Origin of the sequence: Vibrio sp. 10N.222.55.B11 (genome assembly GCF_041473705.1) — a bacterium.
Lineage (GTDB): Bacteria > Pseudomonadota > Gammaproteobacteria > Enterobacterales > Vibrionaceae > Vibrio > Vibrio crassostreae_C.
This window is the reverse complement of record NZ_JBFRST010000044.1, coordinates 68,353-92,727: the sequence shown is the minus strand read 5'-3', so window position 1 is coordinate 92,727 and position 24,375 is coordinate 68,353. Positions and strand designations below refer to the sequence as shown.

At 43.8% G+C, this 24,375-nt stretch carries 20 protein-coding genes and 1 other RNA gene; 11 read left to right on the top strand and 10 right to left on the bottom strand.

Translation table 11 applies throughout. The annotated features are described in order from the left end of the window. Positions 1–62 precede the first annotated feature (62 nt). Positions 63–1,337 (bottom strand): dicarboxylate/amino acid:cation symporter, encoded by a 1,275-nt coding sequence (locus AB4503_RS16090; RefSeq protein WP_102333754.1) that lies wholly within the window; start codon positions 1,335–1,337, stop codon positions 63–65. Positions 1,338–1,725: 388 nt separating this feature from the next. After that, positions 1,726–2,307, bottom strand: a complete 582-nt coding sequence (grpE, locus tag AB4503_RS16085; RefSeq protein ID WP_017069543.1) for a nucleotide exchange factor GrpE — start codon at positions 2,305–2,307, stop codon at positions 1,726–1,728. A gap of 143 nt (positions 2,308–2,450) precedes the next feature. Here grpE and nadK point away from each other — a divergent pair, with 143 nt between their 5' ends. The 3 genes from nadK (at position 2,451) to bamE (ending at position 5,819) form a co-directional block, all read left to right on the top strand. Further along, positions 2,451–3,335: an NAD(+) kinase gene (gene nadK, locus AB4503_RS16080; RefSeq protein ID WP_017066747.1), complete on the top strand. Its 885-nt coding sequence runs from the start codon at positions 2,451–2,453 to the stop codon at positions 3,333–3,335. Between the two features lie 292 nt (positions 3,336–3,627). Continuing rightward, positions 3,628–5,292, top strand: a complete 1,665-nt coding sequence (recN, locus tag AB4503_RS16075) for a DNA repair protein RecN (protein ID WP_372115380.1) — start codon at positions 3,628–3,630, stop codon at positions 5,290–5,292. 167 nt (positions 5,293–5,459) lie between these two features. Further along, positions 5,460–5,819, top strand: coding sequence for an outer membrane protein assembly factor BamE (gene bamE, locus AB4503_RS16070; RefSeq protein WP_004735159.1), 360 nt, complete (start codon positions 5,460–5,462; stop codon positions 5,817–5,819). A 200-nt stretch (positions 5,820–6,019) separates the two neighbouring features. On the opposite strand, the gene AB4503_RS16065 is transcribed toward bamE, so the two are convergent. Beyond that, on the bottom strand, positions 6,020–6,331 hold the full coding sequence (locus AB4503_RS16065) for an RnfH family protein (protein ID WP_004735158.1): 312 nt from the start codon (positions 6,329–6,331) through the stop codon (positions 6,020–6,022). A gap of 3 nt (positions 6,332–6,334) precedes the next feature. Beyond that, positions 6,335–6,763: an SRPBCC family protein gene (locus AB4503_RS16060; RefSeq protein WP_004735157.1), complete on the bottom strand. Its 429-nt coding sequence runs from the start codon at positions 6,761–6,763 to the stop codon at positions 6,335–6,337. A 119-nt stretch (positions 6,764–6,882) separates the two neighbouring features. Between AB4503_RS16060 and smpB the strand changes: the two genes are divergently transcribed. The 4 genes from smpB (at position 6,883) to AB4503_RS16040 (ending at position 9,981) form a co-directional block, all read left to right on the top strand. Beyond that, positions 6,883–7,368: an SsrA-binding protein SmpB gene (smpB, locus tag AB4503_RS16055; RefSeq protein ID WP_004735156.1), complete on the top strand. Its 486-nt coding sequence runs from the start codon at positions 6,883–6,885 to the stop codon at positions 7,366–7,368. A 66-nt stretch (positions 7,369–7,434) separates the two neighbouring features. Beyond that, positions 7,435–7,801, top strand: a transfer-messenger RNA (tmRNA) gene (gene ssrA / locus AB4503_RS16050). Between the two features lie 615 nt (positions 7,802–8,416). Then, positions 8,417–8,665 carry a type II toxin-antitoxin system antitoxin HipB gene (gene hipB, locus AB4503_RS16045; RefSeq protein ID WP_171732553.1) on the top strand — a complete coding sequence of 83 codons (249 nt, stop codon included), beginning with the start codon at positions 8,417–8,419 and terminating at the stop codon, positions 8,663–8,665. Further along, positions 8,665–9,981 carry a type II toxin-antitoxin system HipA family toxin gene (locus AB4503_RS16040; protein ID WP_372115379.1) on the top strand — a complete coding sequence of 439 codons (1,317 nt, stop codon included), beginning with the start codon at positions 8,665–8,667 and terminating at the stop codon, positions 9,979–9,981. Before hipB ends, AB4503_RS16040 begins: the two co-directional genes overlap by 1 nt. Before the next feature lie 111 nt (positions 9,982–10,092). On the opposite strand, the gene AB4503_RS16035 is transcribed toward AB4503_RS16040, so the two are convergent. The 4 genes from AB4503_RS16035 to AB4503_RS16020 all read right to left on the bottom strand — a co-directional run bounded on the left by AB4503_RS16035 (position 10,093) and on the right by AB4503_RS16020 (position 15,669). Continuing rightward, positions 10,093–11,973, bottom strand: a complete 1,881-nt coding sequence (locus tag AB4503_RS16035) for an ATP-dependent zinc protease (protein WP_372115378.1) — start codon at positions 11,971–11,973, stop codon at positions 10,093–10,095. Between the two features lie 305 nt (positions 11,974–12,278). Continuing rightward, entirely contained in the window at positions 12,279–13,088 is an 810-nt protein-coding gene (locus AB4503_RS16030; protein ID WP_372115377.1) for a M15 family metallopeptidase, read from the bottom strand. Between the two features lie 81 nt (positions 13,089–13,169). Beyond that, positions 13,170–13,898, bottom strand: coding sequence for a DUF429 domain-containing protein (locus tag AB4503_RS16025; protein WP_017065619.1), 729 nt, complete (start codon positions 13,896–13,898; stop codon positions 13,170–13,172). Positions 13,899–13,956: 58 nt separating this feature from the next. Beyond that, complete coding sequence (locus tag AB4503_RS16020) at positions 13,957–15,669, bottom strand: class I SAM-dependent methyltransferase (RefSeq protein ID WP_372115376.1); 1,713 nt, start codon at positions 15,667–15,669, stop codon at positions 13,957–13,959. 270 nt (positions 15,670–15,939) lie between these two features. Here AB4503_RS16020 and AB4503_RS16015 point away from each other — a divergent pair, with 270 nt between their 5' ends. The 4 genes from AB4503_RS16015 to AB4503_RS16000 all read left to right on the top strand — a co-directional run bounded on the left by AB4503_RS16015 (position 15,940) and on the right by AB4503_RS16000 (position 21,363). Further along, positions 15,940–16,878: a hypothetical protein gene (locus AB4503_RS16015; RefSeq protein ID WP_372115375.1), complete on the top strand. Its 939-nt coding sequence runs from the start codon at positions 15,940–15,942 to the stop codon at positions 16,876–16,878. 196 nt (positions 16,879–17,074) lie between these two features. Next, positions 17,075–17,842: a 1-acylglycerol-3-phosphate O-acyltransferase gene (locus tag AB4503_RS16010; protein ID WP_102333729.1), complete on the top strand. Its 768-nt coding sequence runs from the start codon at positions 17,075–17,077 to the stop codon at positions 17,840–17,842. 147 nt (positions 17,843–17,989) lie between these two features. Further along, positions 17,990–19,360 carry an MBL fold metallo-hydrolase gene (locus AB4503_RS16005; protein ID WP_372115374.1) on the top strand — a complete coding sequence of 457 codons (1,371 nt, stop codon included), beginning with the start codon at positions 17,990–17,992 and terminating at the stop codon, positions 19,358–19,360. Between the two features lie 455 nt (positions 19,361–19,815). Further along, entirely contained in the window at positions 19,816–21,363 is a 1,548-nt protein-coding gene (locus AB4503_RS16000; protein WP_017069529.1) for a sodium:alanine symporter family protein, read from the top strand. Between the two features lie 145 nt (positions 21,364–21,508). Here AB4503_RS16000 and AB4503_RS15995 read toward each other — a convergent pair whose 3' ends face one another. Together AB4503_RS15995 and AB4503_RS15990 are read right to left on the bottom strand one after the other, a co-directional pair. Then, the gene (locus AB4503_RS15995; protein ID WP_010440610.1) at positions 21,509–22,102 is read right to left on the bottom strand and encodes an acetate uptake transporter; all 594 of its coding nucleotides are present in this window, start codon (positions 22,100–22,102) and stop codon (positions 21,509–21,511) included. Positions 22,103–22,585: 483 nt separating this feature from the next. After that, complete coding sequence (locus tag AB4503_RS15990; protein WP_372115373.1) at positions 22,586–24,136, bottom strand: Na+/H+ antiporter NhaC family protein; 1,551 nt, start codon at positions 24,134–24,136, stop codon at positions 22,586–22,588. Positions 24,137–24,375 lie beyond the last annotated feature (239 nt).

The window sequence follows — 24,375 nt, the reverse complement described above, 5'->3', positions numbered from 1 at the left end:
AGAAACAAAAAAGCCCCGCTCTCATTGAGCGGGGCTTCTAATTATCGAATCTTAATTAAGAATTATGCTTCTGCTTTCTTTAGCTCAGCTTCTTCGTTAGCTTCAACGCCGATTTCGTTTTCAGATTTCGCTACGATAGTGTTAACCGCAGTATCACCAACAACGTTAGAAGAAGTACAGAACATGTCACAGATACGGTCAACAGCAGCAACAATCGCTAGACCTTCTGGTGGCAAACCTAGTTGGTGCAATAGAACACCGACCATAACCACACCACCACCAGGAACACCACCAGCACCGATAGAAAGTAGCAAGATAGTTAGACCTAGAGTAAAGATATCAGCAGTGTTGATTGGCTGACCGAATGCGTTTGCTACGAACATAGTTGCTAGTGCGATGTAGATAGATACACCAGACATGTTCATTGTTGCACCTAGTGGTACACCGAAACCTGCCACTGACTTAGATACGTTTAGTTTGTCCGTCAGAGTACGCATTGTTACTGGAATCGTCGCGTTCGAGCTTGCAGTCGATAGTGAGAAAAGGATTTGCTCACGAGTTGCACGTAGGAACTGCTTTGGAGAAATACCAGTGAATGAACCAACCATCATTGGGTAGAAGAAGAAGATCCAGAACACAAGCATCGCTACAACAAGCGCTACATAGCCAGCAACTGACATTAACGTGTTTGCATCAAGTGTTGCACCTAGTTGAATCATCAGAGCAAATACACCGTATGGCGCAAGGCTCATTACTAGGCCGATAAGCTTCATCATGATCTCGTTAGCCATCTTGAATGTCTTGATAGCTGGGCCACCACGAGAATCAAGCGCTTGAATAGCAAGACCTGTCAAAATTGCCATGAAGATGATTTGTAGCATGTCTCCACTTGCAAATGCTTCTACAGGGTTGCTAGGAACGATATTAACAACAAGAGAGAAGATATCTGGCGTTTCAGTTGTTGTAAGCGCAATTGTCTCAGAAACTGTACCCGCTAGATTCGCACCAGCACCCGGTTGGAAAATAAGACCAATCGTTAGCGCTGCAGAAATCGCGATGATGGTGTTAATAATGTAAAGACCAAAGGTTTTACCACCAAGACGACCAAATGAACGAATATCTTTTAGCTCAACGATACCGCAAACAATAGATACGTAAACAAGAGGAACTACAAGCAATTTGATAAGTGATACGAACATACCACCAGCACCTTCGGCAGCGCCAAGTAGATACGTATCAAAAATAGCAATACCGCTGAATAGGTACTGAATAGCAGTACCAATAAGTAGACCGGCGAACAAGCCTACAAAAATTTTACTTGAGAGCGATTTATCCATCGTTCTTCTCCAGTTTGTTGTGTTTGAAATTTGTACTTTTATAGTTATATATGCGACCAAAATCGCCATATGGCAGTGGATTTTACATACAAAGATAACAATTAAAAGTATTTATTTACAAAAACATCACAAATGTGACATCAAAACATTTACTCAATCACAACAAGTTTCATAACACAAAACTCTAAATCGCTGATCTGAATGAAATAAAAAGAACGACATTCTTAATGCGGTTTTGATGCTTATTTACGTGGACTCTCAAGTTATAGGCACAAAAAAAGAGAGGCCTATACCTCTCTTTTTATTTTACGCAAACCAGTGATTTATTTTGTCGCTGCGACTAACTCAGTCAATGCACCAGTCAATCACTTGGCAACGTAATTCGTCATTACTTAGCAACCATAACCATCGCTGGGCGAACCACACGACCGTTTAGTTCGTAGCCTTTTTGCATCACAAACATAACCGTGTTCGATTCGTGATCTGGGCTTTCTTGAATAGACATCGCTTGGTGGAATTCAGGGTTGAACGCTTCACCTTCAGGGTTGATCTCTTTAAGACCAAACTTAGCAACTGTGTCTACGAACGTTTTGTGCGTTAGCTCAACACCTTCATACAGTGGCTTAACCACTTCGTTTTCAGCGTCTGCTGCTTGCATTGCACGCTCTAGGTTGTCGATTACAGGAAGCAGACCTTCAGCAAACTTGTTCAAAGCGAATTTACGCGCTTTATCAATTTCTTGTTCGCTACGGCGACGCATGTTTTCAACTTCAGCTTTCGCGCGAAGAACAGAATCTTGCTGCTCTTTCACTTTAGATTCACTAGAAAGCAGTGCAGCTTCCAGTTGAGCGATTTTTGCTTCCTGCTCATCAGCAGCGTCTTCATTCAGTTCAGCTTCTTCAACTTTCTCAGCTTCAGCGATGATCTGATCTAGCTCTGCTTCGGTTACTTTGTTTTCTTCGTTGCTCATGATATCTCCAGAATTCGTTTTCAATGCAAGTGACAGGCGTGTTTGCGCCCCAAATTGATATAAAACACTCGCATAGACGTTCAACTTGCCTTTATTATGGGGATGAAGAATTTTGATTCAAGCCTAATTCGTTTGGAAACGTTATGAAAAAGCCATTTGAAGTCATCGCCATTATCGGTAAACCTCGAGATCAGCAAGCAATTCAGACTCATAGAGAGCTCTATCAGTGGTTAAGTGCTGAGGGTTATCAAGTGTTTGTTGATGACAGACTCGCCACTATTTTGGACGACATCCCAAAAGAACATTTTTCTAGCCTGATTGAATTAGGTAAACGCGCCGATCTCGCTATTGTGGTCGGTGGTGACGGAAATATGCTCGGTGCCGCTAGAATCTTGTCACGTTTCGACATTTCAGTGATTGGTGTTAACCGAGGCAATCTTGGTTTCCTAACCGATCTCAACCCTGAAAACTTCCAGAGCGCGTTGACTGATGTACTCAAAGGCGAGTTCATGGAAGAAGAGCGCTTCTTACTTGAAACGGAAATTCATCGTCACGGCCAGATAAAAAGCCACAATGCAGCCCTTAATGAGGCTGTACTGCACCCCGGCCAAGTTGCTCACATGATCGAGTTCGAAGTATATATCGATGACAGCTTCGCCTTCTCACAGCGCTCTGATGGCTTAATCGTCTCAACACCGACAGGTTCTACCGCCTACTCGCTTTCTGGCGGCGGCCCTATCCTGTCATCAAGCCTAAATGCTATCTCACTCGTGCCAATGTTCCCGCACACCCTTTCAAGCCGCCCACTTGTGGTGGATGGCAAGCGTCGTATTAAGCTTATCGTATCGCCTGATAACCGTGGAACTCAGGAGGTGAGCTGCGATGGTCAAATCTCACTGCCTGTTTCTCCTGGTGATGAGATCCACATTTACCAAAGCCCGAATGTACTTAAGTTGATCCATCCTAAAGACTACAACTACTACCATGTTCTACGTAACAAACTAGGTTGGTCGAGTAAGCTGTTCTAAAAGAATAAACGCTCCAGTGGTAACCGAAAATTTGAAAGGCTGACGACATTCGTCAGCCTTTTTATTGCCAGTAAAAGCCCGTCGGCTCTAGTTTCTCTGCAGTTCCTTATACCTCCACTCCCAAGAGGGAGGAACGACTGAGTTGGGAATCTATAGCGGTTTCAGTGATCTACGAACAACCTCAATTCTGATAACGGTCGCAAAAAATTTTCACCTGTCGACTTTACTGTATAAAGAAACAGTATATACTGAACTTATATACAGTATTGTTCAGTTATACAGGTAAATAAAAATGCTGGCTCATTTAAGTGTTAATAATTTCGCTATTGTTAAGTCTTTACAGCTAGAACTATCTAAAGGCATGACAACAATCACCGGGGAAACTGGTGCGGGTAAATCTATCGCTATCGATGCTTTAGGCTTATGTCTTGGGGGAAGATCCGATGCAGGAATGGTTCGACAAGGTGAAGAAAAAACTGAAGTCAGTGCCGCTTTTTTACTTGAGAACAATCTGCATGCAACCCGCTGGTTAGAAGACAACGAATTGCTTGATGGCAGTGAGTGCATCCTGCGCAGAACCATCTCAAAAGAAGGTCGTTCTCGTGCATTCATCAACGGTAGCCCTGTCCCTCTTTCGCAATTGAAATCACTTGGACAACTGTTGATCAACATCCATGGTCAACACGCGCATCACCAGTTGATGAAAAGCGATTATCAAATGGCCATGCTTGATCAATACGCAGGCCACTTGAACCTATTGAAATCGACACGTAATGCTTACCAAGCATGGCGACAAGCGGATAACCACTTAAAAGAGTTACGTGAGAATAACCAGCAAAACCAAGCTCAAAAACAACTTCTTGAATACCAAATCAAAGAGTTAAATGAGCTGTCTATTGGGGAGGAAGAATATGAAGACCTCGAACAAGAGCATAAGCGCCTCTCCAATAGCGGAGAACTGGCCACAACCTGTCAGCAAGCTATCGAGCTTATTTATGAAGGCGAAGAAGTTAATGCGCTTGGTATTCTGCAATCGGCCAATAACTCCTTAATTCAGCTAGCTGAGCTAGATGAAAGATTAGCCGAGTTACCAAACTTGCTTTCCGAAGCCATTATTCAGATTGAAGAAACCAACAACGAGTTAAGAACATACCTAGACAGCATTGATGTTGATCCCGGTCGTATGGCTTACGTTGAGGAGCGTTTCTCTAAAGTGATGTCGATGTCTCGTAAACACCACGTGTTACCTGAAGAGCTGTATAAGCACCATCAAGACTTACTACAACAAGTTGAAGCGCTTGATTGCTCTGATGAAAAATTGGAAGAACTGGCCAACGAGGTAGAAAACCAATACCAATCGTTCGTTGCTAAATCAGAGAAGCTTCATAAATCTCGAACTCGTTACGCAAAAGAGCTCAACAAGCTGATCACGCAAAGCATGCACGAACTGAGCATGGAAAAAGCGCAGTTTGCCATTGAAGTGAACAACACCAACACACACCCTTCTCCATTGGGTATGGATAACGTGACCTTCATTGTTTCGACCAACCCAGGCCAACCAATGCAGCCGATTGCGAAAGTGGCCTCTGGTGGTGAGTTATCACGAATCTCACTGGCGATTCAGGTGATCACCGCACAAAAAGTGGATACACCAAGCCTGATTTTCGATGAAGTCGATGTGGGTATCAGTGGGCCAACCGCTGCGGTTGTCGGAAAAATGCTACGTAAGCTGGGCGAATCTACGCAGGTGATGTGTGTGACTCACTTACCTCAAGTTGCCGGTTGCGGTCACCAACAGCTGTTTGTTGCGAAGAACACGAAATCAGGTAAAACCGAGACTCAAATGCACACGCTTGATGAACAACAACGCGTTTCAGAGCTTGCTCGACTGCTTGGTGGCAGCCAAATTACCGAATCGACACTTGCCAATGCAAAAGAGTTATTAATCGCAGCTTAGGTTACATATTCGGCAACTTTCTGATAATTTACCGAAAATTCTTGGCAATTTTGCAACTTAATTCAAAATTGCCAGTCATAACAAGCTCAAAGCGCAAGGAGCTTTTTACTTCTTGCTGGAGCTTGTTTATTATCAGGCAGTATTTTAGCGAAGAAAGATCTCAAACTATGCGAATTAAAAAGTGGTTAGTTGCAGTTCCACTTGCACTAACAATGTTGACCGGTTGCTCTCTACTAGAGAAGTTGGTTTATCGAATTGACATCAATCAGGGTAACTATGTTGAACAAGAAGCTGTCGATCAGCTCAAGTTTGGCATGACAAAAACACAAGTTCGTTACGTTATGGGCTCACCAATGCTTATCGAAAACGGCTACCCAGATACGTGGTATTACATTTACCACCACCAAAAAGGCCATGAAGACCCTATTCAGAAAAACCTAGTCGTTAACTTTGATGCCACAGGCACTCTAGTAACGATCAACGGTGATTTTGAAGCCAGTGATGAGTTCTTCGAAAGCCTTCGCTAGCTTTCAACCAACAAAGCTTTCCAGTCAATAAAGCTCTTAGCCGATAAAGCTATCAGTCGACAAAGTATGAATCGCAAAAGCCTGCTCACATGAGCAGGCTTTTTAATATCTGCTAACAAATTAGCTGCGTTGTCTAACCAGCAAGCACAAAAAAGCTCGCCAATATAGCGAGCTCTCTTCTTAGTCAAACTGGTTTAGCATTACGATTTAGCCGCTGCTGCTTTCGCTTGCTCAGCACGCTTACGGCGAATCTCTTTTGGATCGGCTAACAGTGCACGGTAGATTTCGATACGGTCTTTATCACGAACCGTCGCATCTAGCTTAACGTTACGGCTGAACACGCCAACCTTATTTTTCGCTAAGTCGATTTCTGGATACAGTTCCAAAACACCAGACTGCGCAATAATCTCTTCCACAGTCGCGTTTTTGTTCACCACCAAGGTAAACACACGCTGTTCGTGCGGAAGCGCAAACACAACCTCTACGTGGATCATATCTGATTCAATAGTCATGGCTTAGTAAACCTGTTTCGCGCGTTGAGTAAAAGCACTGACCATATTGCTCGTCAGCTCATTGAAAACCTTACCAAATGCCATTTCAATCATTCGGCTAGAGAACTCAAACTCTAGCTTAAGTTCAACCTTACAAGCTTGCTCGTCGAGCGGAGTAAAGTACCAACCACCCTGCAGCTTTTTGAACGGGCCGTCCACCAGCTCCATCAAGATCTCAGCGCCATCCGCTAAGCGGTTCGATGTGGTAAATGTTTTGCTGATACCAGCTTTAGAGACATCAACCGAAGCCACCATAGTTGAATCTGAAGATTCGATCACACGTGAACCAGAACACCCTGGCAAAAACTCGTGATAACGAGCAACATCATTGACCAAGCTGAACATCTGGTCGGCACTAAACGACACTAATGCTGAACGAGTAACCTTTGGCATATAGACTCCTGTTAAAGACAGCGTTACATTAACACAAACTGCAATTTTAATTGTATTGGGCCAGAGCGCAAATAAAAAGGATTCCCCATCTAGGGCGCATTCCGTATAATGAGGCCATTATGGCAAAGAATAAATCAAAATCAAAAGCCGGTAGTAATACCATTGCGCTTAACAAGAAAGCTCGCCACGAATATTTCATCGATGATGAGATAGAAGCGGGGCTTGAGCTACAAGGCTGGGAAGTAAAATCCCTACGTGAAGGCAAAACCAATATCGCAGAAAGCTACGTTTACATCCGAGATGGCGAAGCATTCATCAGTGGTATGACGATTACTCCGCTAACTCAAGCGAGTACTCATATCGTGGCGAACCCAACACGTATTCGTAAACTCCTTATGTCGAGAAAAGAACTCGACAACCTTATCGGTCGTATTAACCGTGAAGGCATGACACTTGTCGCAACCGCACTTTACTGGTCTCGCTCTTGGGCGAAGATTAAAGTTGGCGTTGCGAAAGGTAAAAAGCTGCACGATAAACGTACTGATATGAAAGAAAAAGATTGGGCGAGAGATAAAGCACGAATTATGAAGAGTAATTTGCGTTAATTTTAAGCACTTAAACGCACAGTGCTAGACAGGGTAAGCTTTTCTGGTACTATGCAAATAACACTTGGGGCTGATTTAGGATTCGACAGGAATTTTGAAGTCTGAGGTGCATGCCGTGGGGCGGTTGGCCACGTTAAAAGCCGCAAAAAAATAGTCGCAAACGACGAAAACTACGCACTAGCAGCTTAATAACCTGCTCAGAGCTCTCTTACCCTAGCTTCCGCTCGTAAGACGGGGACCAATAAGAGATCAAACCCAAACTAGCTAGCGTGGCTTCTCCCACCTGAGAGGAAAAGCGCGAATTATAATTCAGGTTAGCCTTTAACTAGCGTGTCGGTTCGCAGGTTGCTGGTGAAATTAAAGATCGACTAAGCATGTAGTACCAATGATGAATGATTTTTGGACGCGGGTTCAACTCCCGCCAGCTCCACCAAACGTTTGGAAAGGGCGGTAACTCACTGAGTTATCGCCCTTTTTGTATTTATAATCATTAATTATGCTATTAGTACTAAAAGCAGATACTAAACGCGCCACCTTGCACTTTCGCTTTCAACACACCTTCAAAAGCCGTAAATAAATCAAACGTAGCCTCCACACATCCAACTTGGATGATGCTAATACCTTGCGTTACCATTATTTATTTCTTAATCACCTGTGTTTTCACTCACAGGGTGATGCACAGTGTAAGTGCTTTTGATTGCCATAACTTTAGTTTAGAACCATCTCGTTGCGCTTCAAAGTCAGTATTTCTAATTATCTCTTGTGTGGCATATTTGATCTACTTACGTGTAACTATCACCTCACCTTACCCGCATGGATAATCGCCAATCGCAAAAGAACTTAGCGACAAGTCTAACAAAGGCTGGCATCCACCTTCTTGCAATACCTCTTTAAGCTAAAGGCTTTGATAATCCTACTTTATCCCCTACAAGGTATATAACTTGCAATATCCCCTACAAGGTATAAAGTTACATATATCCCTTTGTTGGGATAGCACGACCAATATCCTCTAATGGGGATAAAACATCATAGTAAGGAGTGACAACTTGTGATTTATAGCCCACAACAATTAGCCAATACTTTACTGCTAATACGCCAAAAGAATAGGTGGACTCAGTCTGAGCTGGCAAAAAAAGTAGGGATAAAACAAGCAACCATTTCGAACTTTGAAAATAGACCAGAAAAGGCAACTATTTCAACAATGTTCAAGCTTATCCAAGCATTAGAGCTCACCCTTAAAATCGAACCCAAAGATGCAAAAAATAGTCAAAGCACTGTTGATGAGGAAGATTGGTAATGCAACAACTTAATGCCTACATGAATGGTGAGTTGGTCGGTACTCTCATAAAGCAAAACAATGGCTCTCACGAATTTAAATATAATGAGTCTTGGCTAAGTAACGACAAATCTCGCCCATTATCTTTATCCCTTAAGCTACAAATACCTACGATAACTTCTGATGCCGTTATCAACTACTTTGACAACCTACTACCAGACAATATTGCTATACGTAATAGGATTGTTGCACGCTATCAAACGGCTTCAAATCAACCTTTTGATCTTCTGAAAGAAATTGGCAAAGACAGCGTTGGTGCCATTGCTCTGCTCCCTCCAAGTCAACCCTATATCGAGAACAAACTGTCATACGAACTTCTTGATGAATCTCGGCTTGAAAAAATCTTAGCTGCCCATCATTCCGATATTCCATTAGGTATGATTAAGGAAGAAGATGATTTCCGAATATCGGTTGCTGGCGCTCAAGAAAAAACAGCATTGCTAAGGTTGAATGGAGATTGGTGTTTGCCTAAAGGGAATACACCTACAAGCCATATCATTAAGCTACCTATTGGTGAGATTAAGCAGCCCACCTCTATTCTAGATCTGACTGAAAGTGTCGAGAATGAGTTCATCTGTATTGAGTTAGCTAGAGAGTTGGGGTTTGATGTTCCGACAGTCGAGATCATCACAACCCATAATTATAAAGCCATTGCTGTTGAGCGTTTTGATAGACGTTGGATTAAGGATCGTACACACCTACTGCGCCTTCCTCAGGAAGATATCTGTCAAGCCAAAGGAATCCCTTCATCGATAAAATACGAAAGTGATGGAGGCCCCGGAATCGCCGATATTATGAAGCTACTTGAAGGATCATCAAATGCACTGGAAGACAGATATAACTTCATGAAGTTTCAAGTCTTCCAATGGGCTATAGGCGCTATTGATGGGCATGCAAAGAACTATTCAATATTTATTGAAAAGCAAGGTAGTTATCGCTTAACACCATTTTATGACATTTTGTCGGCTTACCCTATCACAGGAAAAAAAGGACTTAACATCAGAAAGTTAAAGTTAGCAATGGGGTTAAAAGCAAGCCGTGGTAAAAAATACCAGATAAGCAAGATCTACTCTCGCCACTTTCTTGATACCGCCCATTCAGTTGGCTTTAATTCTGATAGCATGCAAAGCATATTGGATGACATGCAAACTGAATTACCCAAAGCAATCGAGCGCCTCGCCGCACGCTTGCCTGAAGGTTTCCCAAAACACATAACCGAAGCTATCTTTGATAACTCTATTGCCATGCTTAACAAATTGAATTTGAGCAAGAACTAGATCATTTCCCTTTAGAGAAGATGGAGCACTCAATAAAAAACCACACATCCCATTGTTGAAATGTGTGGCTGTTTAGAACTGTTCTGATACGAACTTAGATAAGTTTAGGTGTTACTCCATATCACCGAGTAAGTAATCTTCATCACTGCTCACGACTGCGCCGTGTTTCAGGAAGTTCTTACCTAAGATCATGCTGTATTCAAAGCGAGAGCGATCTTGAAGGTTTACCCTCACCTCTTTCTCTAAGTCACCCAACTTAACCTTCATTTCTACTACGGGGCGAATGTTCACCTTCTCGCCTTTCTTGGCTTTGATGCGCATTACATCAATCACTGGCTTGGTGAAATCTTGCTTATCGCCTTGGTTGTTTTGATAGGTAAAGCTCACCATGTCTTGGCCGTCTTTCTTAAATCGTTTGATGTTGACTGCATTCATTGAGCTCACATCCGCACCAGTGTCGAGCTTGGCCGGGAACTTCATGCCGTTCACTTCTACTACTTCAATGTGCCCTACTTTAAACAGTGGCTCAGCTTTCAGAAGGTAATCAGAACGCGTATTAACGTAAACGCCTTCTTTTGCCATCTTCTTACCTAAAATAAAGTACGCTTCTTTCTCATTTGTATTAAGCACATCGATGGCAAACTCTTGCGTACGCACTTTTCCAGACACCGCAAACTCACCACTTACAACCGGACGAGTATCATCCCCGACTTTAAGCTTCTTAATAATTGGCTTGGTCACCTTCTGCTTCTCACCATTTACATCCGTAAGATAAAATTCAACGGAAGCATCTTTGCCTTTACCTGTCATTTCAAAACTGTCGACCTTCAGCAAAGGTGTATTGACAGTGAAAGAAGCCACAGCCTTAAGCGGGAAGTCATCTAGGGTGATGTCCTCTTCCGGCGAGATAATCATAGGCTCACCAGACTCAGCCACATCACTAAAGTTCTCTGAACCTTCTAATAAAATATTCTCAGCACTGGTGTCAATCATGAAGAGTTCGCTGGCGGTGTTGGTTCCAAATCTCAACTGCGACTCACTACTCGAGCGCTCACGTAGGTACACCAGAACGTCTTTAGTCGTGTTTTCATCGAGTTGAACAGGCACATACACCAAAGGTCTCTTCTTACCGCTCACGCTTAACATACGAACCAACGGCAATGTCATCTCTTTTTGCTTGCCGTCGTTGTCGAACATATCAAACGTCACTTCACTGTTCTTCTTATCTATATCGATGTCTTTTGCATGAAGGATGCTGTAGCGATTTTTTAATGAGAAGGTCGCGTTCATCGCCATTCCAGAGATAGACACCACCTCTTTTCGGCCAACAACGGTCGCGTTTTCCTGCTCTTGCAAGTAGTCATAGCCCGCAAACACTAAAGCGTTGTCAACAAGGAAGGTTTTACCAATCAGCACTGGCGCAGAGAAATGGCTTCTGTCGGTCAGGTTAACGTCTGTTTTTAGCTCTTGATCTGCAATGGTCAGCGACATTTTTACGGTAGGACGAAGCAAAGGCGTGCTGCTGGTGCGGCTTCGTATCATACTGACACGCTCTAAAGGCGCTTCGATTAATACCATGTCTCCCGTCCGCGGGTTTTGAACCTTAAAAGACACCACAGCCTCATATTTCGCAAAGGTACTGCCATCCCAATCATCGTAATCAACATCGGAATTGTTCAACAGGTCTTCGGTTAACGCCGCCATCAACTCTTGGTCTTTGAGATTTTGGTAATCGGGATTAGAGCTCTTCACATGAATGTCTTCAGCATGCATAGAAGTGGTTTCCGCACCAGTATCAATTTTACCAATGAAAGGAACGTCTTTTAACCCTTGAACGCTAGATAGGTACACGTTCTCAGTGCGGCCTAATACCGACTTACCATCGAGTTCGTAAGTAGGATTTTGAGTGGTAGGTGAAGTGTCAGTAGCCAAAGTGTATTGTGAAAAAAGTAGAGTGCTTAAAAGAGTTAGAGCCAAAGGTATCTTTTTCATTAGTTGGTCCGTTGTGATCAGTTCACTAATAATACTGGCGTTTGCGCGAAGAATTCCCCCACCAGCAATGGTTCTCACATAACGTTAACGCTATGAGTTTTTAAATGACAAACCGATGACTTTGCGCTGCATTCGCTTATCGATTATTGACTAATGGATACCCAATAACCTTTTCAATGCTCGGTGTTCTATTGAAGAAATGAATACAAAAAAGGCCAACGACGAGCGCTGACCTTAGCTATTCAAAACACACCTGAAGCGAGTTTAACTTGCTAAAACACAAACGGTTCTAGATAAACATAGCACTAAAAAGTCCCGACTGTTTTCTTTGCACAGATAGCTCGAGCTTTTTCTGCGTCCTCACCTTTATTTTTGAGATAGCACTGTCGATAAGATTTGACGTAGCGCTCAAATAACACCTCGGCTTCAGGTTGTGGTTTAGAGAGCAGTTGGTTAACGAACTTTCTTGATCCAACCTCAAAATGCTGAGTATCGATTGGGCTATTCCAATCCCCTCCCCAGATCATAAATCCGTGATGGGCAAACAGCTCCACCACATCTTCAGCCATGCCGCGGCGTTCAATTTCATCACGAGCACGAAAACGAGTACGGTTCACATAACTTGTCGCAGATTGTGAAGGCTTGACCGTGATTTTTCCGTTGCTATCGAACTCTAAGAAAGGGTTTTGAACTGGGTTGATGTCTATTGCCACACCATACGCATGTTTCGACCAACCTCCTCCGCCTGTAATAGGACGAGCGTTAAACGCACTGCTGTTGTTCGCATCCATTGAGGCGTTATCGTCACCTCTGAATTCACGCATTAAACGAGCGGAATGAAGAGGAAAATTGCGCTGTTTAAGCTCTGAAAAGATTTGTTCAACAGCCGGCGCAACAACATCAAGCACAATCATGTTCCCCTGCTGCGTTTCGCCCTTAAAGTTAACGAAATCGAAATCCACTTTGGATAATCGCTCACAACCGACGGGCGCACCACTACTCAAGACATTGTTCTTTTTCATCATGTCGCATTGCCATTGAGATATAGGGGCAACTTGGGCATAACTCGCAGCACTGAGCACAGTGGCCAGCAAGCCGACAATAAAACGTTTCATATCAAAGACTCAAAAATAGTAAGAGTGAAAAGTAGCAGAGTTGGAAAATAACATATTAAGCCAAGTTGAGCGCACGCTTTGTTAGCGTGTTTTGTTCCAGTAAACAATCTCTCTAACTCGTCCGTTCTGATCCTTGTCAGCTTCTCCACCAACATCAGAAAGTTCAGGTAAGGTCGATAATTGCGGAGCGTAATAGGCAACTAACATAAGTACGAACGCATCGTAAATATCGTCTATCGCGGCGTCTTTACGTTTGGTATTTGAAATGGCCAACGACAAGCGGTCACACCATTGAGGGGATAGCTGCTGAATAATAGAAAGCCGTTCCTCTTTGCCTTCTTGCGTTCGTTTTGAAAACGTCAGCGGTTCGTCTTTCAATGCTGCAAACACCACTTCAGGATGTGATTCCCTGATAGAAAGATTGGGATGAGTTTCAATGAGCTCATCAAGCTCGCGAATCTTGGGCACAATTCCCCAAGTCTGTTTAGAAAACTTCTTATCAAGCTGCTCCACATTGGCATTACACGCCGCAATGTAATCGGTTTGGTAAACCGCCTCACGACACGGAACCGGAAACACCGAAGAACCACGTTTGCTGGTTAGAAAACGCCTTGCTGCTTTGTCACACAAGCGATCTGGAGTTTGTGCATCACTAAAACCAATAGGCATATCGATAAGCGCCGTTGAACCGATAAGATCACTCGCTAGCTCATCGAGGGTGTTTACCACTTTAAACGCAGGTATCTCATTGTCAGAGACAATCCAAGCGATCCAACCCGACTTGCAGCCATCAATTCCGATGTATTTCATTATGTTCTCGATGATTAGTTTGTTGAGGGTTATTTGGGATAACTAGCCCACTTAATGATCAGTGCCACTCACTAATCAGCAGTCTGCTTTTTACACCACGTACCTGCAAGCCCATTGCATCGAACACCTCTTCAAAGTCTCGACACTGCGCAGGGATGTTAGGTAACGAAAGCGCGGCTTCTGAAAAGAATTGTTGTTCAAAATGAGCCGAATCGTTCCAAGCGAGTTGCCACCACTCTAGAATCCTCGACTTAGACGAGCGCAGCTTTTCAGCCGTAGGAACTTTATCACTTTTACTTAAGTTCTCTTTGCTTGTAGTAGGAAAGAGGTTCCACTTATCGTTGTTTGGCCAGTAAGCGAAAGGCAAACAGTGATCAACGTGATACTCATTTTTTAATGATTTTCCACTCCACACGCTGACAATGTCGGCACGATCAGATCTAAGTTGCTCGACACGTTTACGCACATCGCGAGTATCATGGTTTTGATCGATCCATACCAAGCAGTCGTGATAAGTCTGTAGTGAAATGCTTCGCTGTCGGTTCAACTCGAAACGCTGCATCTCCATGACCCATTGATTCACCACCAGTGGTTCAATCCAAGAGTGGTAGATTCTAAAGCACTCCCACAGGCTTTCATCGAGAGTGAAATAACCAAAACTTTCTAAGAACTCACTATCAATGACCAGTGATTCTCGGCTCTTCCGTCGTTTGTGAGGTGGGTATATATCGAATAGTCGGTTGTCTTTCGAGCCTTGATAAATGAAAGTCACAGGTCCTGATTTAATGGTGCTGATCGTTTGTGAAAATAGCTTTTGTAGAGCCTTAGCTTCATCGCCGAGAAACATAGCGCCTATCGCTAGATCATCAGCACTTAAGTGTTTGAGTTTATTCCACCCATCCTCTTTTACAAACCCAAGTCCCTTCGTTGTGTTGCTATTTTGCTGAATCCCTGCGCCTTCTATGTCGATATCAATCAGTCGCTTAAACTGCCTAACCCAATACAGAGCAACCAAGCCCACTGGTAGAGAAATTTTTCCATCAGTTCGATCAATCACAGCGCCTGAATGCGCATCAGCAATTCGCAGTAATGTTCTCAACAAAGCCAACTTGTATGTGGCCGACTTGTTGTCATTCACAATAATGTGGCGCACCTTGTTCAAATCACCGGAGCCATCATCTGGCAAGGTCATCACCACGGTTTGCCACCAAACCTCACAGCGCTTCAAGGTGTCTTGGCTGTTATCAACATGACGCACCAACAAAGCACTGTTCTTCGACAAACGCTCAAGCTCTTCAACCGAGACCTCATAACCCTCTCGGTCGTCATGAAACTCTCCGTGACGTAGGGTAATCACCAATTTGCCATTTGGAGCGAGTAAGTTAGATAACTTTCTGAATGCTCGCTCTCGATGAGACGGAGCGAGATGCATCCAAACCGCACTGACCAATATCAAGTCAAAACGCATTCCGAGGTTTTCAGTGCGGCTAAGCGAGGGAAGTGAATCATCAATCCAGGTAACACTTGGGCCTGTATATTTCGAGCCTTGTTCGCGTAATGAAGCACTTGGTTCTATCGCAATAACATCAGATCCGGCCTTGTACATCCATAGCGCATCACGACCGCATCCAGCACCGACATCGAGTACTTTATCGCCCACTAAAGGCCAATAAGCTTGCCAGCTTTTATGCACCGTCTCGAAGGTCACTGAGTTGTACTGCTGGCAAAGTGTGTGAGCATTTTTATCGTAAAAAGGAATCGATGAGGACATATGCGCTATTGGAGTAAGGAGTCTACCTCAATAGTAATGGGGAGCTTAGGCGATTGCTAGCAGCTCATGTAAGTTCAGCCACACCAATCAGCATTTATCGTTAGTGACTGTTTTATATCAATATCCACCTAATGAGTTCATCAGGCGAGTCACACCTCGAATTGATCTCGTCAGAAAAACAAAAACAAACAAGGTGCAAGCTGACGTGCGAACAGAGATAATTGTTTGAAGATGATTAACTCGCCTCAAGCACCTAGCCGATAAAGACTAATGAACACATACTCGCACATAGATACCCCATTCAACCTGCGCCACAGCTGTTGGTTTTGTGGTGAACCTTCCAATGATGTTGTTGAATTCCCTAAGACAGCGCAGGCAGTTGCCAAGATAGGCCATTCACCGATCGCACTGCCGGCTTGTAATGAGTGTGCGAGAATTAACTATTCAAAGAATCTAACCTCAATTTGGTCAGTGCGCGATCAGATAAAACACACTCTGATAGACAAGTACGCTAAGCACCTTGGCATCGGTGAGAACTGGACGGAGCAAGAGCTTATTGATTCTGATTTCTCGGGTTCGACGCTCGGTGGGTTTGGGCGCAGCGCTTGGAAGATGTATCAAATCGCCAAACAACGCGTCGATTATAAAGGCTGGCCTTTGTCGGTTGATGACATCCCACTTGAGGTATACGACGAAACCAGTGGCTTTGAGTTTGACGGTACTCGTTATGCCTCAATCAATTCATGTATCGACTATTTCACCAAGGCAGCAGGCGTAGACAAAGAGCTGTTGTCGCAGCTTGTCGACATCGTTTCATCAGAAAGGTTTAGCTACGCACTGCGAATCGCCAAGCTGAACAAGAATGTCTCTAATACCAAGCGCTCGGAGATCGTCGAAGAGGTACTACAACAAGAGTCTGAACAAGAAGAGATACTGCTTGAGCAAGCTAATTCAATGTTTAACCCAAACGTCGAAGAGGTGAATATTTCAGGCTCAATAGCGCCTGTATTTGCCATTCAGTGGGCGCTGGCTAACAAGGTTAAAGATTTAGCCCACCTTTGTGCTCTCGAAGATGAGTATTTTGACTATTTCGAGCACCTCGGCAGCCCTGCAGCTTTCATGTCCTATAACGGCCTACAACTCTATTTAGAGTCGCGTCAAGATCCTGAATGGGTAGAAGAGTTGGATCCAAATAAACAGTATTGGTGAACATGCCTCGCTACTGGTGAACACGTGTAAGCTCGATAATCGTGTCAAACACCCATTGTTAGTCCTTGTTTTATATAAAGATCTAAAAACAGAACCCTATAACAGTTAATTGTTGCAATTCGGTTAAATAGAGTGAAAACTTCAAGCATCTAAAACTATTTAATCACTGCCATCTGCGGTGAGTAAGGAGTGAATTGTGCTTGCTGTTCTTCGTATTATTTTGGCTACGGTGTTTATTATTTTCACCACTCTATGTGCTTTTGTTTACTGCTTGTTTAGCCCCAAGAACCCCAAGCATGTGTACGTTTTCTGTCGTTGGTTCAACCAACTCCAAAAGATCATCGGTGTAAAACTGGTGCAGCGCGGCCTAGACAATGCCCCAACACCAGAAAACAGCGTCTACATCTCTAACCACCAAAGCATATTGGACTTTGTGACCGATCCAGGAATGCTAAGACCGCGCACCGTTTCATTGGGCAAGCGCGATTTGTTGTACGTGCCTTTCTTTGGCCTGCTGTATTGGATCACCGGTAACATCATGATTAACCGCGAAGATAAGTCCAAAGCACGCGATACCATCAAGCAAGTGGCGGAAGCGATTCATCAGAGAGATCTGTCTGTTTGGGTTTACCCGGAAGGAACCCGTAGTAAAGGGCGTGGACTATTGCCATTCAAAACGGGCGCTTTCCGAATGGCAATTGAAGCTGGTGTGCCTATCACCCCGATGTGTACCAGCACCACGCACAATAAGATCGACTTGAATCGAGCCAATAATGGCATTGTGATCACCGAGATGCTGGAACCTATCGATGTATCCGGATACAAGCTTAGCGACGCAAGAGAGCTGGCCAATCGCTGTCACGCACTCATGGCAGAGAAAATAGCAGAGCTTGATGCCGAAGTGGCTCGTTTAGAGGCGCAGCAAAAAACAGAGTTGGATTCAGATCGTTCTTCTACGAACTAACTCGCAACGAAACCACTGAGTCATCGCTCAGTTACTTAAAAAGACACTCAACGATCGCAACTCTCATTGTTCTTGTTTTACTTGCTGGCGCTTATCCGCAAAATAAAAACAGGCGTTATCTGCCTTATAGAGCAATGGGAGTAAACGATGGAAGTGATTCACCATGGTGGCAAACATACTGTCACAGGATCTTGTCACGAATTAAGAGATTCAGGCCAAGCGGTACTCATCGATTGTGGCTTATTTCAAGGTTTAGATCTTCAAGGTAAAAAGCTTCAAGGAGAAGATGCACGCCCTCTTGATATTGAATTTGAAACGTCCCACCTCAACGCTCTGCTGCTGACCCATACTCACATTGATCATATTGGTCGATTACCTTGGTTACTCGCCAGTGGATTTAACCAGCCAATTTATTGCACGCAAGCCACCGCCGAACTCGCTCCTTTAATGATTGAGGATGGCTTAAAACTGCAAGGGCTCAGCAATAAACAATCGAAGCTGATACTCAAAAAGATTCATTCGCTAATTGCTCCCAAGCCTTACGGGGAATGGTTTCCAATCACGTCTAAACAGCAAAACAACGGAAAGGATCATCATAGGCCAAATACTCTACATGCTCGCTTTCAACCTGCGGGGCACATCTTAGGTTCTGCCTATATCGAGATTAAATTACCCAACCAAGAGGTGGTAGTCTTCTCTGGCGATTTGGGCCCAAGTAACACACCACTACTGCCCGATCCTAAGCCACCACGACAAGCCGACTATCTGTTTATCGAATCCACTTATGGCACCAGTACTCATGATGATATCGCTACGCGAGCTGAGCGCCTCAAAGCAATAATTGATCGTTCACTGCTCGACGGTGGCGTTATTCTAATTCCGGCCTTCAGTATCGGCAGAACTCAGGAACTGCTGTTTGATATCGAGCACCTGATCTTTGAGCATCAACTCAGTAGCGATATTCCTATTATTCTCGATTCTCCGATGGCTCAGAAAGTGACACGTTCATACCGACGCTTTAAAGAGTTGTGGGGACAAGAAGCAAAGCAGCGTCTTGAACTGGAACGCCACCCACTCGCTTTTGAGCAGTGCATTACCGTCGATGGACATAGAATGCACAAGAAAATCGTGAATCGCCTCAAGTCGACAGGTGAACCCGCGATTGTGGTCGCAGCTTCTGGGATGTGTCAGGGTGGTAGGATAATGAACTACTTATCTGCCTTGCTTCCCGATAAACGAACCGATGTAATTTTAGCGAGCTATCAAGCGCACGGGACGCTCGGACGAGAGCTGCAACAAGGCGAAATGCAGGTTTCTATTGATAACAAAGACGTTGAGGTTAATGCTCAAATTCATGGCATGTCTGGCTATTCTGCCCATGCTGATAAAGAGGATCTTTACCAATTTATAGACGGCATCGCGACTCCACCGAAAGAGGTGCATTTGATTCACGGCGAGCCAAATACTCAGTCTGAGTTCGCTAAAGAATTACAGGCGCGAGGGTTCGTAGTTGTTTGAAACAGGCATCAAATTAACAACTTTTACTAGGTAGATATTAAGGCCTCAATTATCAAACCTTCAAAAGCCATAGTCTCATAGACCTGCTAGCTCACCTGATGCAGGTGATATATTCCAACCTACTTATCCCACCATCCATATGTCAGCCGTTTATGCTAATCGGCTTTAACCGCTGTTTTGCGCAATTTCGTTTCTTATGCGCACCTCAAGATCCCCTTTCTGTATTAATCACTATTTATTCACTTTTCAAAACACAACAAATCACAACTAGTTGCATATCAGATTAAATGGAACGATTCTAGAATTAGCACTAAGCATTAACAAACACCCTCTATAACTTGCTTTATGTCACAGTAATCCTAATGCGCAGTTAAATAATTTAACACTCGGGTTACAAGTGAAGTATTGTGTTGTTCGAAAAACAATCATAAGCAAAACTAACAGGGAAAATACTCATGCAGTCATTCGTTGATTTTTTGAATGGAATAATCTGGAGCCCAGTACTTATCTACCTATGTTTAGGTGCAGGTTTGTTCTACTCCATCATGACTCGATTTGTTCAAATCCGTCACTTCTTTGAAATGTGGCGCTTGCTACTATCGGGTAAAAGCTCATCAAAAGGCATCTCGTCTTTCCAAGCTCTAGCCGTTTCGCTATCTGGCCGTGTCGGTACAGGTAACATTGCTGGTGTTGCTGCCGCTATCGGTTTCGGTGGCCCAGGTGCAGTATTCTGGATGTGGGTTGTAGCCTTCTTTGGCGCCGCGACTGCTTATGCAGAATCTACGCTAGCGCAAATCTACAAAGAAGAAGACGAAGGCCAGTTCCGTGGTGGTCCGGCTTACTACATTGAAAAAGCAATGGGTCAGAAGTGGTACGCATGGATCTTCGCAATCGCGACTATTTTTGCATGTGGTATTTTGCTTCCAGGTGTTCAGTCAAACAGTATTGGTAATGCTGTAGAAGCTGCATTTGGTTCAGGTGACATGATTGAAACAGCTGTCGGTACATTCAGTTTCGCTAAAATTTTCACCGGTACTGTTGTTGCTATCATCCTTGCTTTCATCATCTTTGGTGGTGTTAAACGTATTGCGAACTTCACACAGATCGTTGTTCCTTTCATGGCATTGGCTTACATCATCATCGCGTTCGTTATCATTCTGCTAAACATCAGCCAAGTGCCAACTGTTTTCGCAATGATTGTTGGTGATGCATTCACACCTATGGCAGGCTTCGGTGCTGCAATTGGTTGGGGTGTTAAGCGTGGTGTTTACTCAAACGAAGCAGGTCAAGGTACTGGTCCTCACGCGGCAGCTGCTGCAAGTGTTGATCACCCAGCTCAGCAAGGTTTAGTACAAGCATTCTCTATCTACATCGATACTCTTCTAGTATGTTCTGCTACAGCGTTCATGATCATCATCACTGGTGCTTACAACGTTCACGGCGGCGCTGAGGGTGTGTTCCTTGTTCAGAACCTAGCAGCAAACATCGGTGCGAATGGTCCTGTATTTACACAGCTTGCTATTGAAAGTGCACTACCAGGCATTGGTAAGCCATTCATCGCATTTGCTCTGTTCTTCTTCGCATTTACAACGATTCTTGCTTACTACTACATCGCAGAAACGAATATTGCTTACCTACGTCGTACCATCAAGATCCCTGGCATGATGTTCGTACTTAAGCTTGTTCTTATCACTGCCGTTTTCTATGGCACAGTTAAAACAGCGAACCTTGCATGGGCAATGGGTGATGTTGGTGTTGGCTTGATGGCATGGTTAAACATCGTTGGTATTCTGATCATCTTCTTCATGTCTAAGCCTGCGCTTAAAGCTCTAGCTGACTACGAAGAACAGCAGAAACAAGGCGTAACTGAGTACACATTCAACCCTGTAAAACTAGGCATTAAAGGTGCAACTTACTGGGAAGAGAAGTACAAGCGTAAAACAGGCAAGTCTCCAGAAGCAGAAGCTGCAGACACTAAACCTGTAGAGCAACCTTCAGCTTAAGCTTTCCTTAGCAAATAGATCGCTTTAACAAATAGTGCTATTAATAACGCATAAAAAAGGGGTTAGCTATTTCGGCTAACCCCTTTTGTTTTATTCATAACCAATAAATGGCTTATAACAAACTAACTGTTCCCGAGTTAGAGTATTAAGCAGCGATTTCTTGTGTTGCCATTTGAGGCGCTTTCTTCTCACCGATAGGCAGTACTGTGCGGCCGTATTCGTTGTTGATTACTTGTGCCATTGCAAAGTAAATAGCTGAAGCGCCACAGAAGATACCTTCAAAACCAGCGATAGTGCCGATTAGTTCGCTGCCAGTGAAATCACGAGCTGCAAGTAGGAAGAACAAGATAGTTAGTGAACCGAATACTACTTGCTTCGCCACTGGGTAGCATAGAGAACCGATGAACATGAAGCCTGTGAAGATGCCCCATAGTAGTAGGTACCAACCCATGAATGCTGCAGGGCTTGCAGGTAGACCCATGTAAGGCATCACGATTAAACCAACCAAAGACAACCAGAATAGGCCGTAAGAAGTAAACGCAGTTGTACCGAACGTGTCACCACGTTTGAAACACATCGTGCCCACGATAACTTGGCTCAAACCACCGTAAAAAATACCCATAGCAAGAATCATTGAATCGATTGGAAAGAAACCTGCGTTGTGGATATTAAGAAGAATAGTGGTCATACCGAAACCCATTAAGCCTAGTGGCGCTGGGTTAGCTAGTTTGGTCGACATTGCGAATTTACCTTATTAAAGTGGTTGATTAAAAAAAAACGATAAAAGTTATCAGAAAATTTTAATCTATAAACCGTACAACTAGGTAATCCAGTTATCGAAAACTAAGATTGTGTAAATGATCTTATGGAAAATTAGTTTCATAACAATACCAATCAATTCACATAAACTATAAGTAAGCAGGTTCCCTATCGCGTATCTACTCATTAGATCGTCATTCCAGAATCGAGGGACGAGATGTCTGGAATCTTGCACTTAGACATAAACACCGACGATAAAAGCTAGAGATTCCCTATCACGTTCGTTCCTCACTGTAGGGAATGACGGAGGTTTGCTTAGATGCGGGTAACGAGATACGGGATGCGAAGAGCGCGTTCAGATTAAGCAAGCGAGAAACTAAATTGCAAACACGAGTAATAATAGGGCGAGCTTTTCGTTACTTGTTTACTCCATTAAATCTCGTATCTACTTGGACAGATTAAATTACGCTTGTTGTGGTTTAGATTCAGACACTTGAGATTGAACGTCTGAAGAAGCGTTTTTACTCGCATCGCGCTTGGCTAACAACGTCACGACAATCAACTGAGCAACAAGAGCGCCTAACACAACCAATGCACTTCCCGTAAAGCCTGCGACTACAAAACTAATCAGAGCAATAGAGCCGTTCATCAATGCGTAAGGAAGCTGCGTCTTAAAGTGTTCAAACTGATCACACCCTGCCCCGGTTGAAGAAAGAATCGTGGTTTCAGAAATCGGTGAGCAATGGTCACCAAACAAGCCACCAGACAACACAGCGCCAATTGCGACGAGAAGCGGAGCATCTATCGCAATCGCGGTTGGAATAACCAATGGCATCATTATCGCGAAGGTTCCCCACGACGATCCCGTTGCGAATGAAATGATAGCCGATAATAAAAACGTGACCGCAGGTACTAACCAATATGGAAAGCCGCTCTGTGCTTGCTCAGCAATATAAGCTGCCGCACCCAACTCTTTACCAACGGTGCTTAATGCCCAAGCCAATACCAAGATGATCGCGACTGGCATCATGTTTCCCATGCCTTTTAAGTACACAGAAACACCATCAGACAACTTTCTTACACCGTAGTAAGCCATTAACGAAATTAATGTAATCGCCGCAAAGAAATAAGCCGATGATAACGCCGCTCTAAATGATGAACCTGCGACCTTTTGGAACGGGAAACCTTGTGGTACCAGCATGGCACACAACACCACCAGCATCACTAACAATGGTGCCCAGACAAAAGATGCCTTTGCATTTTTATGCGAGAACGGATTTAGTGATTCGTTATTCACGCTAGAGTTAATTCCCGCCTGGCAATCACGCTCAGCTTTTGCCATTGGCCCAAAATCTAAACCTTTAACGGACACGAGCGGAACGATGAAAATCGCGAGGAATGCGTAGAACTGAAAAGGAATCGCACCGATGAAGGCATCCCAATCGGACATGTTGACATTCAACGCCGTGAACTCTTTCTGAATAAGGCTCATGATGTAAACACCCCATCCAATGAAAGGGATAAGAATAGCAACGGGCGACGAGGTTGAATCAATGATGAATGCTAGCTTCTGTCTAGAAAGTTTCAGTTTATCGAAAAGGGGGCGAAAAACAGGGCCAACAATTAAAGGGGTGCCTAAGTCTGAGAAAAATATAACGATTCCACCCAACCATGCTGACAATTGAGCTTGGCATTTATTGCTTACCCACTGAGTCACTCGCTTTGCAAACGCGACGCCACCACCGGACTTTTCCATCAATGCGACAAAGCCACCGATGAATACCAACAGCATGATCACACCAGCGTTATAGCTGTCGGTAAGTTGAGGGACTAGGTAACCTTTCACCATGGTACCAAACGTATCAAGCGGGTTAAGTTCGCTAAACATGCCAGTCAGCATTGCAACACCACTCAGCACACCAGCAAAAAGGCCTATCACCACATTCCTTGTCGCCAATGACAACACCAAAGTAATCACAATGGGGATGAGTGACGTGATATCTGTCTGTTCCATAGGTACACCTTAACCCTAAAATAAGAGAGTAAATATAAATTAAATTTGAATATAAATTCACAAACATCATTTGTACAGAACTTTATCCTCTAACTGGATAATTAGTCTTTAAATGCGCTTCAACATAGCCAAATAGACCAATCACCCTGCTTAAATAGCCAAGTTCGAAACGGAAAAAAGCCGAAAGTAGAAACTTTCGGCTTTTGATTATTTATATCGCTATGGTCGTACTACTGAGC

Excerpts from the sequence above, each read along its gene's own strand:
- AB4503_RS16035 (WP_372115378.1), bottom strand. The coding sequence starts at position 11,973 with ATGAAAAAGATACCTTTGGCTCTAACTCTTTTAAGCACTCTACTTTTT.
- AB4503_RS16005 (WP_372115374.1), top strand. The coding sequence starts at position 17,990 with ATGGAAGTGATTCACCATGGTGGCAAACATACTGTCACAGGATCTTGT.
- recN (WP_372115380.1), top strand. The coding sequence starts at position 3,628 with ATGCTGGCTCATTTAAGTGTTAATAATTTCGCTATTGTTAAGTCTTTA.
- AB4503_RS16020 (WP_372115376.1), bottom strand. The coding sequence starts at position 15,669 with ATGTCCTCATCGATTCCTTTTTACGATAAAAATGCTCACACACTTTGC.
- AB4503_RS16000 (WP_017069529.1), top strand. The coding sequence starts at position 19,816 with ATGCAGTCATTCGTTGATTTTTTGAATGGAATAATCTGGAGCCCAGTA.
- smpB (WP_004735156.1), top strand. The coding sequence starts at position 6,883 with ATGGCAAAGAATAAATCAAAATCAAAAGCCGGTAGTAATACCATTGCG.
- AB4503_RS16060 (WP_004735157.1), bottom strand. The coding sequence starts at position 6,763 with ATGCCAAAGGTTACTCGTTCAGCATTAGTGTCGTTTAGTGCCGACCAG.
- AB4503_RS15995 (WP_010440610.1), bottom strand. The coding sequence starts at position 22,102 with ATGTCGACCAAACTAGCTAACCCAGCGCCACTAGGCTTAATGGGTTTC.
- grpE (WP_017069543.1), bottom strand. The coding sequence starts at position 2,307 with ATGAGCAACGAAGAAAACAAAGTAACCGAAGCAGAGCTAGATCAGATC.
- AB4503_RS16030 (WP_372115377.1), bottom strand. The coding sequence starts at position 13,088 with ATGAAACGTTTTATTGTCGGCTTGCTGGCCACTGTGCTCAGTGCTGCG.
- AB4503_RS16025 (WP_017065619.1), bottom strand. The coding sequence starts at position 13,898 with ATGAAATACATCGGAATTGATGGCTGCAAGTCGGGTTGGATCGCTTGG.
- AB4503_RS15990 (WP_372115373.1), bottom strand. The coding sequence starts at position 24,136 with ATGGAACAGACAGATATCACGTCACTCATCCCCATTGTGATTACTTTG.
- AB4503_RS16090 (WP_102333754.1), bottom strand. The coding sequence starts at position 1,337 with ATGGATAAATCGCTCTCAAGTAAAATTTTTGTAGGCTTGTTCGCCGGT.
- nadK (WP_017066747.1), top strand. The coding sequence starts at position 2,451 with ATGAAAAAGCCATTTGAAGTCATCGCCATTATCGGTAAACCTCGAGAT.
- AB4503_RS16065 (WP_004735158.1), bottom strand. The coding sequence starts at position 6,331 with ATGACTATTGAATCAGATATGATCCACGTAGAGGTTGTGTTTGCGCTT.
- bamE (WP_004735159.1), top strand. The coding sequence starts at position 5,460 with ATGCGAATTAAAAAGTGGTTAGTTGCAGTTCCACTTGCACTAACAATG.
- AB4503_RS16015 (WP_372115375.1), top strand. The coding sequence starts at position 15,940 with ATGAACACATACTCGCACATAGATACCCCATTCAACCTGCGCCACAGC.
- AB4503_RS16040 (WP_372115379.1), top strand. The coding sequence starts at position 8,665 with ATGCAACAACTTAATGCCTACATGAATGGTGAGTTGGTCGGTACTCTC.